The organism is Leclercia sp. UBA2479, assembly GCF_002341985.1.
GTDB classification, from domain to species: Bacteria; Pseudomonadota; Gammaproteobacteria; order Enterobacterales; family Enterobacteriaceae; genus Enterobacter; species Enterobacter pneumoniae.
In genome coordinates, this window is the sequence record NZ_DDPB01000011.1 from 57965 (window position 1) to 72581 (window position 14617).

A 14617-nucleotide genomic window follows, 5' to 3' on the forward strand; every position below is an offset into this window, starting at 1 on the left:
TTTTTGTATCTGAAGGAGTAGAGATGCACTACCCGGTCAACGTGTTTACAGGCAAGGTAACGGAGTACGAAGGCAGCCGCCCCAGCGCTATCGGCAAAGTACAGGTAGACGGCGAGCTGAGCTTAACCGAGCGCGGTCTCGTGGGTGATGAGCAGGCTGAAAAGAAAATTCACGGCGGGCCGGAGCGCGCGCTGTGCCACTATCCGCGCGAGCATTATGCTTTCTGGATGAACGAATTCCCCGGGCAGGCGGAGCGCTTCGTCGCCCCCGCGTTTGGCGAGAACCTCTCTACCGAAGGGCTGACCGAACAAAACGTCTTTATCGGCGATATCTTCCGCTGGGGTGATGCCCTGATTCAGGTGACGCAGCCGCGTTCGCCGTGCTTCAAACTTAACTACCATTTTGGCATAGAGGATATGTCCGCCCGGCTGCAAAGTGCCGGTAAAACCGGCTGGCTCTACCGGGTGGTGCTGGCGGGGAAAGTGCTGACGGATGCCCCACTGGAACTCGTTTCCCGCGTGAGTGATGTGTCGGTGTACGATGCCTGCGCGATCGCCTGGCATATGCCGTTTGACGATGAGCAGTACCATCGCCTGCTGTCGGCGGCAGGATTGTCCACCAGCTGGACCAGAACGATGCAGAAGCGCCGTATTAGCGGGAAGATCGAGGATAATTCGCGGAGATTGTGGGGGAGGTAACGGCCCCTCACCCCGGCCCTCTCCCCAAAGGGGCGAGGGTGAAAAAAACGCACCGGGCAGTCCCCTCTCCCCTATGGGGTGAGGGTTAGGGTGAGGGGGGAGCTACGAACGTTTATACAGCGGCAGCCACAGCGTCAACCGCAGACCGCCCAGAGGGCTGTCGTCGGCTTTCACCCAGCCATTGTGCTGCTGCATCGCGGTCTCGACAATCGCCAGACCTAACCCCGTGCCGCCAGACTCGCGATCGCGCGCCTCATCGGTACGGTAGAACGGACGGAAAATCTGTTCGCGATCTTCCGGACTTACGCCCGGGCCGTCATCATCCACGTTAATGGTGATGCCGTCTTTATCGACCGAGAAGGCCACCTCAATCTTCGTATGCGAGTAACGCAGGGCGTTACGCACGATATTCTCCAGCGCGCTTTCCAGCGTGTTGGGGTTACCGTACAGCGGCCAGGGTCCGGGCGGGAAGTTAACGGTAAACGACTTGCCCATCTGCTCAGCTTCAAAGGCGGCGTTGTCCAGCACCTCATGCCACAGGTGATTGGCCTTCACCTTTTCGCTCACCAGCGCATTTTTCTGCTGATTGCGAGACATCACCAGCAGGTCGTTGATCATGCTATCCAGACGGTGCGCTTCCGTTTCGATACGCTCCAGCTCTTTGCTCTCTCCGCTACGGCGGCGAAGCAGGGCGGTTCCGAGCTGCAGGCGCGTCAGCGGCGTGCGTAGCTCGTGAGAGATGTCAGATAACAGGCGTTGCTGGGTGGTCATCATCCGCTCAAGCGCCGTCACCATCTGGTTAAAACTGGCCCCTGCCGCCAGGAATTCTTGCGGCCCCGCTTCCAGTTCAGGGTGCTGTCGCAGGTTACCCTGCGCCACTTCATCGGCCGCATTTTTCAACTTACGTGCAGGTTTAGCCAGACTCCATGCCAGCCACAATAGCAGCGGTGAGCTGACCAGCATCGTGACAATCAGCAGCAGAAGCGGCCGGTCGAATAGCAGGTTAATAAAATCGGACTGGGAATTGCTTGCAGGACGAATCAGGTAAAGCTGGTAGTTATCTTCCCCGTCACGCACGGAGAAGGGCCCCACCATCTCGACCCGACCATATTTTTTCTTTTGCGGATGGTCGGCGTTATCTGCCTGGCCAATAAAGTTGCGAATGATCTGCATTTCACTGCGTTCCGCACCGATCACGCGCCCTTCGCTGGTCACCAGCAGAAGACGTTGGCCGGGCGGTGCCCATTTATCAATGGCGCGAAAAAGCCTGCGCCACCACATCAAATCATTGGGCGGATCAATAGCGAGCTCCGCTTCTACGTGCTGCTCAATCATGATGCCCTGACGTTGCTCGCTATCGAGGAGCTCCGTCATCTGGCGGGAATCGAGCTTAGGCAGCATCAAGACCAGCATCAAAACCAGTGCCAGCGTCAGCCAGAAAATGGCGAAGATGCGGGCGGTTAAGCTGCCTATCATGAAGCGGAGACCATCAGATAACCACGGCCACGCAGGGTTTTAAACCACGGATGCCCATCCTTACGCTCTGGCAACTTACGGCGCAGGTTAGAGATGTGCATATCAATGGCCCGATCGAACGGCGTGAGACGTTTACCCAGCACTTCCTGGCTAAGATGTTCACGCGATACCACCTGGCCCAGATGTTGCGCCAGGAGATAAAGCAGGGTGAATTCGGTACCGGTCAACTCCAGCGCCTGGCCGTCAAAGCTCGCTTCCTGGCGACCTGGATTCAGGCTCAGGGAGTCTACTTCAAGGGTTGGCGATCCGGTATCGGTATTCTGCTGCTGCTCGCTCCAGTGTGAACGGCGCAGAATCGCGCGAATACGGGCCACCAGTTCACGGTCATTGAACGGTTTCGGTAGATAGTCGTCTGCGCCCAACTCAAGGCCGAGGACGCGGTCAAGTTCGCTGCCGCGCGCGGTCAGCATAATAACGGGTGTCTGGTGTGTCTGGCGAAGCTCTTTAAGGGTGTCGATACCGTTTTTCTTCGGCATCATGACGTCGAGCAAAAGCAAGTCAATGCTATCGTCAAGGAGACCCAGCGCCTGTTCCCCGTCATGGGCAACTTGTACATCAAAGCCTTCCATGTCGAGCAACTCCTTCAACAGGGATGTCAGCTCTCGGTCATCATCAACTAACAGGATTTTATTCATTGTTTAAATACCTCCGAGGCAGAAATTACGTCATCAAGGCTATCTAATCCATGACTTTACGTTGTTTTACACCCCCTGACGCATGTTTGCAGCCTGAATCGTAGACTGTCTCTCGTTGAATCGCGACACGAAAGATTTTGGGAGCAAGTGATGCGCAAAGTTACCGCTGCCGTCATGGCCTCAACACTGGCGTTTAGTGCTTTAAGCCAGGCGGCTGGAGTCATCACCGGCGATAACAAGTCCTCCAGTGAGGGCATTACGCAACCCAGCAGCCAAAGCCATATGTTTGACGGCATAAGTTTAACCGAACATCAGCGTCAACAGATGCGAGATCTGATGCAGAGGGCAAGACATGACCAGCCCCCTGTTAATGTTAGCGAAATGGAGACAATGCACCGCCTTGTCACCGCAGAAAATTTTGATGAAAGCGCTGTGCGCGTTCAGGCAGAAAAGATGGCGCAAGAGCAGGTTGCTCGCCAGGTCGAGATGGCCCGGGTCCGCAACCAAATGTTCCATCTGCTAACGCCTGAGCAGCAAGCGGTTCTGAACGAGAAACATCAGCAACGGATGGATCAGTTGCGTGAGGTTGCACGGATGCAGAAGAGTTCCGACTCAACGTTTTTCAGTAGCAATACCCGTAGCAACCAGTAAACCCTGTTTTCCTTGCCATAGACACCATCCCTGTCTTCCCCCACATGATGTGGGGGTTTTTTTTGCCTGAAATTCGCGCGCGTTAACTTTTTATTCATCTTATTGGCTCCCCTGCATCCGTTATACTAGCGGCATGTCATGACAGGAGTGTTTATGAATCAATCCTATGGACGGCTTGTAAGCCGGGCGGCAATCGCAGCGACGATTATGGCGTCGGGATTACTGCTGATAAAAATTTTCGCGTGGTGGTACACCGGCTCGGTCAGTATTCTGGCGGCACTGGTAGACTCGCTGGTGGATATTGCCGCCTCGCTCACCAACCTTCTGGTGGTGCGCTACTCGCTGCAACCCGCAGACGAAGAACATACCTTTGGCCACGGTAAGGCAGAATCCCTTGCCGCGCTGGCGCAAAGTATGTTTATTTCGGGTTCGGCGCTGTTTCTCTTTTTGACCGGCATCCAGCATCTTTTCAACCCAACGCCGATGAAAGATCCGGGCGTAGGCGTTGGGGTGACGGTTATCGCGCTTATTAGCACATTAGTTCTTGTTACGTTCCAGCGCTGGGTGGTGCGAAAAACGCAAAGCCAGGCGGTACGGGCAGATATGCTTCATTATCAGTCTGATGTTATGATGAATGGCGCTATTCTTATTGCACTCGGTCTCGCCTGGTACGGGTGGCACCGGGCCGATGCAATATTCGCGTTAGGTATCGGGGTGTATATTTTATATTGTGCGTTACGCATGGGCTATGAAGCGGTACAAGCGCTTCTGGACCGGGCACTTCCCGACGCAGAACGGCAAGAAATCTTTGAAATCGTGATCTCCTGGCCCGGCGTCAGCGGGGCGCACGATCTTCGCACGCGGCAGTCAGGGCCGACCCGCTTTATACAGATTCATTTGGAAATGGAAGATAACCTGCCGCTTGTTCAGGCCCATCTGGTGGCTGAGCAGGTCGAGCAGGCGATTTTGCAGCGTTTCCCGGGCTCAGATGTCATTATTCATCAGGATCCCTGCTCAGTCGTACCCAGGTCAGGCAATGACCATTTGAGCTTTCGTAATTCGTTGTAAAAAAAGTGAGCCAGGCCAGCATTTTGTGGATAAATTACCGCCATTGGGTCTGACCTGAATCAATTCAGCCGGAAGTGATTGATATACTATTTGCAGTATAAATTGGTCGCCAGACGTCTTCCGGCAACAGATTTCATTTTTGCATTCCTAAGTTCAGAGGTAGTCATGATTAAGAAAATCGGTGTGTTGACAAGCGGCGGTGATGCGCCGGGCATGAACGCGGCAATTCGTGGTGTAGTCCGTGCAGCGTTGACGGAAGGTCTGGAAGTTTTTGGTATCTATGATGGTTATCTGGGCCTGTATGAAGATCGCATGGTGCAACTCGACCGCTACAGCGTGTCCGATATGATTAACCGTGGCGGCACCTTCCTGGGGTCTGCACGTTTCCCTGAGTTCCGCGATGATCGCATCCGTGAAGTGGCGATCGAAAACATGAAGAAGCGCGGCCTGGACGCACTGGTTGTTATCGGGGGCGATGGCTCCTACATGGGGGCAAAACGTCTCACTGAAATGGGCTTCCCGTGCATCGGTCTGCCGGGCACCATCGATAACGACATTAAAGGTACCGACTACACCATCGGTTTCTTCACCGCACTGGGTACCGTCGTTGAAGCGATTGACCGCCTGCGTGACACCTCCTCTTCCCACCAGCGTATCTCCATCGTTGAAGTGATGGGCCGCTACTGTGGCGACCTGACGCTGGCTGCGGCCATCGCGGGGGGGTGTGAGTTCGTCGTAGTGCCGGAAGTGGAATTCAGCCGTGAAGACCTGGTAGCAGAAATCAAAGCCGGTATCGCGAAAGGTAAGAAGCACGCCATCGTAGCCATCACTGAGCACATCTGTGATGTAGATGAACTGGCGAAGTACATCGAAACCGAAACCAAGCGCGAAACCCGTGCGACCGTACTGGGCCACATCCAGCGCGGCGGCTCCCCAGGGCCATACGACCGTATCCTGGCGTCCCGCATGGGCGCATATGCGATCGATCTGCTGCTGCAGGGCCACGGTGGCCGCTGCGTCGGTATTCAGAACGAAAAACTGGTTCACCATGACATCATCGACGCAATTGAAAATATGAAGCGTCCGTTCAAAGGTGACTGGTTAGACTGCGCGAAAAAACTGTATTAATCCTCTGGCCCTCTCCGTCCGGAGAGGGCTTTTATTCCTCACCGCTATAACCAATCTTTTTTTATTCTTTAATCAATGGTCCGCTTTCTGGCACGCTTCACTCATCAAATATCACATTAGAGAGTTGGGCGATGAATAAGTGGAGCGTAGGTTTAACATTATTGCTGGCTTCGACCAGCGTTCTGGCTAAGGATATCCAGTTACTGAACGTGTCGTACGACCCGACGCGTGAACTGTACGAACAGTACAACAAGGCCTTCGCGGCACACTGGAAACAGGAAACTGGCGATAATGTCGTGATCCGTCAGTCTCACGGTGGCTCAGGTAAGCAAGCTACGTCCGTCATCAACGGTATTGAAGCCGACGTGGTCACCCTGGCGCTGGCCTATGACGTGGACGCCATTGCAGAGCGTGGTCGTATTGATAAGAACTGGATCAAACGCCTGCCGGATAACTCCGCCCCTTACACCTCTACCATCGTGTTCCTGGTACGCAAAGGTAACCCGAAACAGATTCACGACTGGAACGATCTGGTTAAACCGGGCGTTTCTGTTATCACGCCAAATCCGAAAAGCTCCGGTGGCGCACGCTGGAACTACCTGGCTGCGTGGGGTTATGCCCTTCATCACAACAACAATGACCAGGCAAAAGCGCAGGATTTCGTGAAGGCGTTGTTTAAAAACGTGGAAGTGCTGGACTCCGGCGCACGTGGCGCAACCAACACCTTTGTTGAACGGGGTATTGGCGATGTGCTGATTGCCTGGGAAAACGAAGCCCTGCTGGCGACCAACGAACTGGGTAAAGACAAGTTTGAAATTGTGACCCCGGGCGAGTCAATTCTGGCCGAGCCGACCGTCTCTGTGGTCGACAAAGTGGTCGAGAAGAAGGGGACCAAAGCGGTAGCGGAGGCCTATCTGAAATATCTCTACACCCCGGAAGGGCAGGAGATTGCGGCGAAGAACTACTATCGCCCGCGTGATGAGGCTATGGCGAAGAAATATGAAAGCACCTTCCCGAAACTGAAGCTCTTCACCATTGACGATGTGTTCGGCGGCTGGGCGAAGGCGCAGAAGGACCACTTCTCCAACGGTGGTACCTTCGACCAGATCAGCAAACGCTAAGATCTGGCGGAAAAGGCGATGACCCGGCGTGAGAAATCCGCCGGGTTTTTTATTGGTCACTTTTTTGCGTTACTCTCTTCTTCTGGTCAAAACAGGGAACGCGAGATGAAAAGAGCAGGGCTTATCTTACTGGTGCTGGTGGTCATTGTCGGCGCTGCAGGCGTTGGGTTCTGGATGAAGGCGGGCAACCCGGATGCCCTTCGTCACATCGTGCTTGAGCAGTGCGTACCCAACCAGCAGCAGCATCGCCAGCCCGCGCCCTGCGAGCAGGTGAAAACGGATGCAGGCTACGTGGTATTCAAAGATCGTAACGGTCCCTTACAGTATCTGCTGATGCCCACTTATCGCATCAAGGGTACCGAAAGCCCGCTACTGCTGGAGCCCCATACGCCTAATTTCTTCTGGCTGGCATGGCAGGCGCGCAATTTTATGAGCCGTAAACGCGGCGCGGAGGTGCCCGCCAGCGCCGTCTCGCTCACCATTAATTCGCCAACCGGGCGTACGCAAAACCACTTCCATATTCATATCTCTTGCCTGCGCCCGGACGTGCGCATCAAGCTTGATACGCATCAGGCGCAAATCAGTACTCAGTGGCTTCCCTTTCCCGGCGGGCTGGCGGGGCACGACTATTTGGCACGTCGGGTGACGGAAAACGAACTGGTCAAACGCAGCCCCTTTTTGATGCTGGCGGAAGAGGTGCCGGAAGCGCGCAACCACATGGGGCGCTTTGCACTGGCGATGGCACAGCAGGCTGACGGCTCCTTTGTCCTGCTGGCGACCGAGCGCAACCTGCTACTGCTTAACCGCGCATCCGCGGAAGAATTACAGGATCATCAATGCGATATTCTGCAGTGACCCCACCATAAATAGCGTTGTCTCTGGCTGCCTGTCGCCGTAGACTTGCTGAAAAAAACGACAGGAGACAGGTATGTCGCTCTGGTTTACTCACCCTCTGTTCCTGCCCTCGATCATTGTTGGCATCACCATCGTGCTCTGGGCCACCTCCCTTCTACCAGAATTTATTACCGCGCTGCTCTTCTTTACCGCAGCGATGACCGCCAAAATCGCGCCGCCTGAGGTTATTTTTGGCGGTTTCGCTTCGTCGGCCTTCTGGCTGGTTTTCAGTGGATTTGTGCTTGGTGTCGCTATCCGCAAAACCGGGCTGGCAGACAGGGCGGCGAGAGCACTCTCGACTAAATTGACCGACTCCTGGATGCTGATGGTAGCGAGCGTGGTGCTATTAAGTTATGCGCTGGCGTTCGTGATGCCCTCCAATATGGGCCGTATTGCGCTGCTGATGCCTATTGTGGCGGCGATGGCGAAGCGCGCGGGGATTGCAGACGGTTCACGAGCATGGTTTGGCCTGGCGCTGGCGGTGGGATTTGGCACCTTCCAGCTTTCGGCGACCATCCTGCCTGCTAACGTGCCGAACCTGGTGATGAGCGGCGCAGCGGAGGGGTCGTATGGCATCCACCTCAACTATGTGCCGTATCTGCTACTGCATACCCCGGTGCTTGGCATTCTGAAAGGAGTGATTCTGATCGGCCTCATTTGCTGGCTGTTCCCCGGTGCGCCAAAGCCGCCCCAGAATCTGGCGCCGTCAGAGCCCATGGGACGAGATGAGAAGCGCCTGGCATGGCTACTGGCAGCTGTACTGGTGATGTGGGTAAGCGAGAGCTGGCACGGCATTGGGCCCGCCTGGACCGGGCTGGCGGCGGCCGTGATCGTGATGCTTCCGCGTGTTGGTTTTATCACCGGTGAAGAGTTTTCTGCCGGAGTGAATATGCGCACCTGCATCTATGTGGCGGGTATCCTGGGTCTGGCGATCACCGTCACTCAAACCGGTATCGGCAACGCGGTCGGCGAGGCGCTATTGCAGGTGATGCCGCTGGACAAAGAGAGCCCCTTCACCAGCTTCCTGGCGCTGACGGGCATTACTACCGCGTTGAACTTTATCATGACCGCTAACGGCGTTCCTGCGCTCTATACCACTCTGGCGCAGAGTTTCTCAGATGCCACCGGCTTTCCGCTGCTGTCGGTGATTATGATCCAGGTGCTGGGCTACTCCACGCCGCTGCTGCCGTATCAGGCGTCGCCGATTGTGGTTGCGATGGGGCTGGGAAAAGTGCCGGCAAAGGCGGGGATGTTGCTCTGTATTGCGCTGGCGTTGGCAACCTGGCTGATTCTGCTGCCGCTGGATTATCTGTGGTTTAGCCTGCTGGGAAAAATCTAGGTTTCCTCTCCCCGTTGGGGGAGAGGAAAAAGGCTTTTAGGCCTGTTTTGCTGCTTCAGCCGCTTTCACGATCACTGCGAAGGCGTCTGCTTTCAGAGAGGCACCGCCAACCAGTGCACCGTCGATATCCGGCTGGGTGAACAGCTCTGCCGCATTCGCTGCGTTCACGGAACCGCCGTACTGAATGATTACCTGCTCAGCGATTTTCGCATCGGCTTTGGCAATGTGGTCGCGAATGAATTTGTGAACTGCCTGAGCCTGTGCAGGCGTTGCGGATTTGCCAGTACCGATCGCCCAGACTGGCTCGTAAGCGATAACCGCGCCTTCAAAGGCCGCTGCGCCCTGAGACTTCAGCACCGCGTCGATCTGACGTGCGCAAACTTCTTCGGTTTTGCCCGCTTCGTTTTCTGCTTCGGTTTCGCCAATGCACAGAACCGGAATCAGACCCTGCTCTTTCAGCACAGCGAATTTCTTAGCGATAAACTCATCAGACTCTTTGTGATAGGTACGACGCTCAGAGTGGCCAATGATGATGTATTTCGCGCCGATATCTTTCAGCATTTCAGCGGACGTTTCACCGGTGAATGCGCCAGACAGGTTAACGTCAACGTTCTGCGCGCCCAGCACGATGTGGCTGCCGTCAGCAGCGCGTTTAGCCAGGTCCAGATACATATCCGGCGGAGCGATTGCAACAGCACAGCCGGTCACGCCAGCCAGCTCTGTACGCAGGTTAGCAACCAGTTCGTTTACCATGTGGCGGCTGCCGTTCAGTTTCCAGTTACCCATCACTAAAGGATGTCGCATTTCAATTCTCCACGCTTAGTCAGCGAATTAAGGAATATGGCCACCCTTCCGGGCAGCATGGTCTGTGAATCAGTATAGAGATTTTCACCCGAAAGGCTTTGCTTTTCGTCATTAATTAGCCCCGCCAAGTGACTCAGATAACGCCAGCTTAATCGGTTCAACGGCGAAGGTCAGGCCTTTTTCGCCGTTATCTGCCACAACATAGCGAACCGCGCCCTCTGTCTCGGCGTAATAGCGTTTACTCTTGCCGGCGGTGAGTAGCTTTTGCAATTTTTGCTGACTCTGAATTTTGGTCAGCGCCGGGGTAAAGGCCCGCAGTATGGCACTCATGTATTCCAGCGCTTTCGCTTTTGCCGCTTTCTGCTCTGGCCCCTGAATGGGAAGCCAGGTCACCTGCATACTTTTGATTTTCAGCGTACCGCGTTCCAGCGCCGTGGAAGCATACAGGTTCTCGTTTATCTTGCTGGCAGCACGGGTGAGATTGGGCGTATCGCGCGCACCATCGATGGCGCGAAATTCATTGAGCGGCAGCTTAGGATTGTTGCTATTAAAGGTTTCGCGGAACTGGCTAATAGACTGATCAAAAGAGGGCGCCCCAGGCATGACATAGGGTGCAGTCGCGGGCGCAGGGGTTTGGGCAGCGCGTACGGAGAAGCCCGCGCTAAGCAGCGTTAAAGAGAGCCAAACAAGGTGAAACCACATCTTCATCGATAAAACCCCAAATTATTACTGCACACGATTAAAACGGTATCCGCCTGGCTTGTCAAAAAGATGCGGCTCCAGGTTAAACTACGCGTCGCGATAATAATCAGGAATCTTACATGACCCTACAGCAGTGGTTGTTCTCCTTCAAAGGGCGGATAGGCCGCCGTGATTTCTGGATCTGGATTGGCGCGTGGATTGCCGCCATGCTGATCTTATTTGCCGCAGCGTATAACGCCTGGCTGACGACCCAGACTGCGGCCTTTGCGCTGGTGTGCCTGCTCTGGCCTACGGCATCGGTGGTGGTAAAACGTCTGCACGATCGCGGTCGCTCTGGGCTATGGGCGTTGCTGGTGATACTGGCGTGGATGCTGCTGGCGGGAAACTGGTCGATGCTGCCGTCAATGTTACCCTGGGTGGTGGGGCGCCTGTTACCGACCATTCTCTTTGTAATGATCATTATCGACCTGGGTGCCTTTGTGGGCACCCAGAGCGAGAATAAGTATGGTAAAGAGACGCAGGACGTGAAGTTTCGCTGATTACCAGTAGTGTTCTGCGGTCATATGGCCCGGTCGGCGGCGAAGGTGTTTCGCCATCTGCCGGGTCTCTTTCAGTAATTGCTGGGTGTCGCGCACCATCTGCGGGTTGCCGCACAGCATCACATGGCTGGTTTCCGCCGTCATCGGCAGGCCAACGGCGTTTTCCAGTTCACCACTCTTGATTAACGCCGGTACGCGTCCGGTAAGCGAGCCAGCAACCGTTTCGCGGCTGACGACGGTCTGAATGGTTAACTTCCCTTCGTAGCGCTTTTGCAGCTCCTGCATCAGGGGTAAATAGCTCAAATCTGCGGCATAGCGAGCGGCATGCACCAGCACGATATTTTTGAAGCGCTCCAGATCCTGGCCGTACTGCAAAATAGAGAGATAAGGGCCGATGGCCGTGCCGGTTGCCAGCATCCATAGCGTGTCGCAGTCCGGGATCTCTTCGAGGACAAAGAAACCCGCCGCTTCACTCACAATCAGCACTTCATCGCCCGGTTTCAGCGCCGCGAGGCGAGGGCTTAGCTTGCCATCGGGCACGGTGACGAGATAGAACTCAAGGTCGGGATTGTCAGGCGCGTTAACGTAAGAATAGGCGCGCTGCACGCGTTCACCGTCGATCTCCAGCCCCAGCTTGGCGAATTGCCCGGCCTTAAAGGGGTGAACAGGGGCATGAACGGTAAGACTAAATAGTGCATCGGTCCAGAACGTGTTCCTGGTGACTTTCGCTGTTACCCACTCCGCCATGGTCTTCTCCTGTGCAAATATCTGTCTTTATCTTCCTTCCTCATCGCGGAGATTTCCAGCCTGTTGCGGCTGGAAAGCTCGTTTGATCAAACGGTTTACAGAATGTGCGTCTGGACGTTTGGATCTTTACGGTCGAGGTAATGAATAGATTGGATCCGGCGGATGGTGCGTGATTTACCGCGGATCAGCAGGGTTTCGGTTGTGGCCATATTGCCTTTGCGCGTTATGCCATCCAGCAGATCGCCTTTGGTAATGCCGGTTGCCGAGAAGATAACGTTGTCGTTGCGTGCCATGTCATCCAGCTGCAGTACGGCGTTGGCCTGGATGCCCATTGCGGCACAGCGGGCCAGCTCCTCTTCGCCGATACGGCGGTTCTCTTCAGTATCGCCCTTCACATCATGACGTGCCAGCAGGCGGCCCTGCATATCGCCATCCAGCGCGCGAATGACGGCTGCAGAGATGACCCCTTCCGGTGCGCCACCAATACCGTACATGACATCCACTTCGCTATCAGGCATGCAGGTAAGGATCGACGCGGCCACATCGCCATCCGGAATGGCAAAAACGCGCACGCCCAGCTGCTGTAGCTGCTTAATGGTGGCGTCGTGACGCGGTTTCGCGAGAATGGTGACGGTCAGTTCACTGAGAGATTTACCCAGCGCGGCGGCGACGTTACGCAGGTTATCTTCCAGCGGCAGAGTGAGGTCAATGGCGCCTTTTGCCCCTGGACCCACAATCAGCTTTTCCATGTACATATCGGGCGCATTGAGAAACGAGCCCTTATCCCCCACGGCCAGCACAGCCAGCGCATTGGCCTGCCCCATGGCGGTCATGCGGGTGCCTTCAATCGGGTCGACGGCGATATCAACCGCGTCGCCATTGCCAGTACCGACCTTTTCGCCGATGTAGAGCATGGGCGCTTCGTCGATTTCACCTTCGCCAATCACGATGGTGCCGTCGATGTTGACCTGGTTAAGTACAATGCGCATCGCGTGGACGGCAGCGCCGTCGGCGGTATTTTTGTCGCCACGGCCCAGCCATTTATAGCCTGCGAGCGCGGCAGCTTCGGTGACGCGGGAAAACTCGATAGCAAGTTCACGTTTCATGAGGGACTCGTACAATCAAAAAGGAATTGCACGAAGTTTATCACAGAGTGGGAAGGGGGGCGGAGACCGGTGCAGTCTGCGCCCCTCACCCTGACCCTCTCCCGATGGGAGAGGGAATAGAGGATTACTCGTCGTGCTCTTCCCACGCCAGAGCGCGTTTCACCGCTTTTTTCCAGCCGCTGTAACGGTAGTTACGCTCGGTAGTTTCGATACCCGGGCGGAATTCACGTTCAATTACCGCTTTTTCTTGCAGCTCATCGAGGTTCTGCCAGAAGCCGACGGCCAGACCAGCCAGATAAGCCGCACCCAGCGCGGTTACTTCACGCACTTCCGGGCGCTCTACGCGGGTGCCGAGGATATCGGACTGGAACTGCATCAGGAAGTTGTTGGCAACCGCGCCGCCATCGACACGCAGCGCGTGCAGACGAATGCCGGAGTCAGCCTGCATCGCTTCCAGTACGTCGCGCGTCTGGTAGGCAATGGACTCCAGCGTGGCACGAATAATGTGGTTCGAGTTCACGCCACGCGTCAGGCCGAAAATCGCACCGCGGGCATACGGATCCCAGTAAGGGGCGCCCAGCCCGGTAAATGCCGGCACCACGTACACGCCGTTGGTGTCTTTCACCTTGGTGGCGAAATATTCTGAGTCGAAGGCATCGCTGATGAGCTTCATTTCGTCGCGCAGCCACTGAATGGATGCCCCTGCCATGAACACGGCCCCTTCCAGGGCGTAGTTCACTTCGCCGCGTGGACCGCAGGCGATGGTGGTCAGCAGGCCGTGCTCAGACTTCACCGCCTTCTCGCCGGTGTTCATCAGCATAAAGCAGCCGGTGCCGTAGGTGTTCTTAGCCATCCCTTCTTTGACGCACAGCTGGCCAAACAGCGCCGCCTGTTGGTCCCCGGCAATGCCGGCGATAGGAATACGGGTGCCACCTTTACCGCCAATATTGGTCTGGCCGTACACTTCTGATGATTTACGCACCTGCGGCAGCATGGCGCGCGGGATATCCAACGCATCCAGGAGCTTATCGTCCCAGTCCAGATCGTGAATGTTAAACAGCATGGTACGCGAGGCGTTGGTGTAGTCGGTAACGTGAACGCGCCCCTGGGTCATCTTCCAGATAAGCCAGGTATCGACGGTGCCGAACAGCAATTCACCGCGTTTTGCCCGCTCGCGTGAGCCTTCTACGTGATCCAGAATCCACTTCACCTTGGTGCCAGAGAAGTAAGGGTCAACCACCAGGCCGGTAGCGCTGCGGATGTACTCTTCCATGCCGTCGCGCTTCAGTTTTTCGCAGATCTCGGAGGTACGACGGCACTGCCAGACGATGGCGTTGTAAATCGGCTTACCGGTCTCGCGCTCCCAGACAATGGCAGTTTCGCGCTGGTTAGTAATGCCGATCGCGGCAATTTCATCGGAACTGATATCGGCTTTCGCCAGCACTTCTACCAGGGTAGAGCTTTGTGATGCCCAGATCTCCATCGGGTCGTGTTCCACCCAGCCTGGACGCGGGTAAATTTGTTCAAATTCGCGCTGTGAAACACTGACGATATTCGCGTCATGATCCATTACGACAGCGCGGGAGCTGGTAGTGCCCTGGTCGAGCGCAACGATATATTTTTTGTCGGTCATGTTTAGAGTCCCGTAG

General features: G+C 55.6%; 15 protein-coding genes. 8 read left to right on the top strand and 7 right to left on the bottom strand.

Annotation, left to right across the window (positions count from 1 at the left end):
* The first annotated feature begins 23 nt into the window (after positions 1–23).
* A complete protein-coding gene (yiiM, locus tag B3B59_RS17145) occupies positions 24–698 on the top strand; it encodes a 6-hydroxyaminopurine reductase (protein ID WP_286772228.1) in 675 nt (224 codons plus the stop codon).
* Positions 699–800: 102 nt separating this feature from the next.
* Here yiiM and cpxA read toward each other — a convergent pair whose 3' ends face one another.
* On the bottom strand, positions 801–2174 hold the full coding sequence (gene cpxA / locus B3B59_RS17150) for an envelope stress sensor histidine kinase CpxA (RefSeq protein ID WP_040078000.1): 1374 nt from the start codon (positions 2172–2174) through the stop codon (positions 801–803).
* Positions 2171–2869: an envelope stress response regulator transcription factor CpxR gene (gene cpxR, locus B3B59_RS17155; RefSeq protein ID WP_040078001.1), complete on the bottom strand. Its 699-nt coding sequence runs from the start codon at positions 2867–2869 to the stop codon at positions 2171–2173. The genes cpxA and cpxR overlap by 4 nt, the downstream gene beginning before the upstream one ends.
* A gap of 150 nt (positions 2870–3019) precedes the next feature.
* Here cpxR and cpxP point away from each other — a divergent pair, with 150 nt between their 5' ends.
* The 6 genes from cpxP to B3B59_RS17185 all read left to right on the top strand — a co-directional run bounded on the left by cpxP (position 3020) and on the right by B3B59_RS17185 (position 9070).
* Entirely contained in the window at positions 3020–3520 is a 501-nt protein-coding gene (gene cpxP, locus B3B59_RS17160) for a cell-envelope stress modulator CpxP (protein WP_040078003.1), read from the top strand.
* Positions 3521–3673: 153 nt separating this feature from the next.
* Complete coding sequence (gene fieF / locus B3B59_RS17165; RefSeq protein WP_040078004.1) at positions 3674–4588, top strand: CDF family cation-efflux transporter FieF; 915 nt, start codon at positions 3674–3676, stop codon at positions 4586–4588.
* Between the two features lie 165 nt (positions 4589–4753).
* A complete protein-coding gene (pfkA, locus tag B3B59_RS17170) occupies positions 4754–5716 on the top strand; it encodes a 6-phosphofructokinase (protein ID WP_040078006.1) in 963 nt (320 codons plus the stop codon).
* A 131-nt stretch (positions 5717–5847) separates the two neighbouring features.
* On the top strand, positions 5848–6837 hold the full coding sequence (locus B3B59_RS17175) for a sulfate ABC transporter substrate-binding protein (RefSeq protein WP_286809609.1): 990 nt from the start codon (positions 5848–5850) through the stop codon (positions 6835–6837).
* Positions 6838–6942: 105 nt separating this feature from the next.
* Positions 6943–7692 carry a CDP-diacylglycerol diphosphatase gene (locus B3B59_RS17180; RefSeq protein ID WP_207292638.1) on the top strand — a complete coding sequence of 250 codons (750 nt, stop codon included), beginning with the start codon at positions 6943–6945 and terminating at the stop codon, positions 7690–7692.
* A 73-nt stretch (positions 7693–7765) separates the two neighbouring features.
* The gene (locus tag B3B59_RS17185; protein WP_286809610.1) at positions 7766–9070 is read left to right on the top strand and encodes an SLC13 family permease; all 1305 of its coding nucleotides are present in this window, start codon (positions 7766–7768) and stop codon (positions 9068–9070) included.
* A 36-nt stretch (positions 9071–9106) separates the two neighbouring features.
* Here the strand turns inward: B3B59_RS17185 and tpiA are convergent, their stop codons facing one another.
* Positions 9107–9874, bottom strand: a complete 768-nt coding sequence (tpiA, locus tag B3B59_RS17190; RefSeq protein ID WP_233804073.1) for a triose-phosphate isomerase — start codon at positions 9872–9874, stop codon at positions 9107–9109.
* 111 nt (positions 9875–9985) lie between these two features.
* The gene (locus tag B3B59_RS17195) at positions 9986–10582 is read right to left on the bottom strand and encodes a DUF1454 family protein (RefSeq protein ID WP_207292636.1); all 597 of its coding nucleotides are present in this window, start codon (positions 10580–10582) and stop codon (positions 9986–9988) included.
* Between the two features lie 113 nt (positions 10583–10695).
* Between B3B59_RS17195 and B3B59_RS17200 the strand changes: the two genes are divergently transcribed.
* Complete coding sequence (locus tag B3B59_RS17200; protein WP_040078013.1) at positions 10696–11115, top strand: DUF805 domain-containing protein; 420 nt, start codon at positions 10696–10698, stop codon at positions 11113–11115.
* Here B3B59_RS17200 and fpr read toward each other — a convergent pair whose 3' ends face one another.
* From fpr to glpK, 3 genes are all read right to left on the bottom strand, one after another.
* A complete protein-coding gene (fpr, locus tag B3B59_RS17205) occupies positions 11116–11862 on the bottom strand; it encodes a ferredoxin--NADP(+) reductase (RefSeq protein ID WP_040078014.1) in 747 nt (248 codons plus the stop codon).
* Between the two features lie 95 nt (positions 11863–11957).
* Complete coding sequence (glpX, locus tag B3B59_RS17210) at positions 11958–12968, bottom strand: class II fructose-bisphosphatase (protein ID WP_286809611.1); 1011 nt, start codon at positions 12966–12968, stop codon at positions 11958–11960.
* A 124-nt stretch (positions 12969–13092) separates the two neighbouring features.
* Positions 13093–14601, bottom strand: a complete 1509-nt coding sequence (glpK, locus tag B3B59_RS17215; RefSeq protein ID WP_040078016.1) for a glycerol kinase GlpK — start codon at positions 14599–14601, stop codon at positions 13093–13095.
* Positions 14602–14617: the final 16 nt, after the last annotated feature.

What these genes read in the sequence shown, in the direction of transcription:
- yiiM (WP_286772228.1), top strand. Translation starts at nt 24, where the DNA reads ATGCACTACCCGGTCAACGTGTTTACAGGCAAGGTAACGGAGTACGAA.
- cpxA (WP_040078000.1), bottom strand. Translation starts at nt 2,174, where the DNA reads ATGATAGGCAGCTTAACCGCCCGCATCTTCGCCATTTTCTGGCTGACG.
- cpxR (WP_040078001.1), bottom strand. Translation starts at nt 2,869, where the DNA reads ATGAATAAAATCCTGTTAGTTGATGATGACCGAGAGCTGACATCCCTG.
- cpxP (WP_040078003.1), top strand. Translation starts at nt 3,020, where the DNA reads ATGCGCAAAGTTACCGCTGCCGTCATGGCCTCAACACTGGCGTTTAGT.
- fieF (WP_040078004.1), top strand. Translation starts at nt 3,674, where the DNA reads ATGAATCAATCCTATGGACGGCTTGTAAGCCGGGCGGCAATCGCAGCG.
- pfkA (WP_040078006.1), top strand. Translation starts at nt 4,754, where the DNA reads ATGATTAAGAAAATCGGTGTGTTGACAAGCGGCGGTGATGCGCCGGGC.
- B3B59_RS17175 (WP_286809609.1), top strand. Translation starts at nt 5,848, where the DNA reads ATGAATAAGTGGAGCGTAGGTTTAACATTATTGCTGGCTTCGACCAGC.
- B3B59_RS17180 (WP_207292638.1), top strand. Translation starts at nt 6,943, where the DNA reads ATGAAAAGAGCAGGGCTTATCTTACTGGTGCTGGTGGTCATTGTCGGC.
- B3B59_RS17185 (WP_286809610.1), top strand. Translation starts at nt 7,766, where the DNA reads ATGTCGCTCTGGTTTACTCACCCTCTGTTCCTGCCCTCGATCATTGTT.
- tpiA (WP_233804073.1), bottom strand. Translation starts at nt 9,874, where the DNA reads ATGCGACATCCTTTAGTGATGGGTAACTGGAAACTGAACGGCAGCCGC.
- B3B59_RS17195 (WP_207292636.1), bottom strand. Translation starts at nt 10,582, where the DNA reads ATGAAGATGTGGTTTCACCTTGTTTGGCTCTCTTTAACGCTGCTTAGC.
- B3B59_RS17200 (WP_040078013.1), top strand. Translation starts at nt 10,696, where the DNA reads ATGACCCTACAGCAGTGGTTGTTCTCCTTCAAAGGGCGGATAGGCCGC.
- fpr (WP_040078014.1), bottom strand. Translation starts at nt 11,862, where the DNA reads ATGGCGGAGTGGGTAACAGCGAAAGTCACCAGGAACACGTTCTGGACC.
- glpX (WP_286809611.1), bottom strand. Translation starts at nt 12,968, where the DNA reads ATGAAACGTGAACTTGCTATCGAGTTTTCCCGCGTCACCGAAGCTGCC.
- glpK (WP_040078016.1), bottom strand. Translation starts at nt 14,601, where the DNA reads ATGACCGACAAAAAATATATCGTTGCGCTCGACCAGGGCACTACCAGC.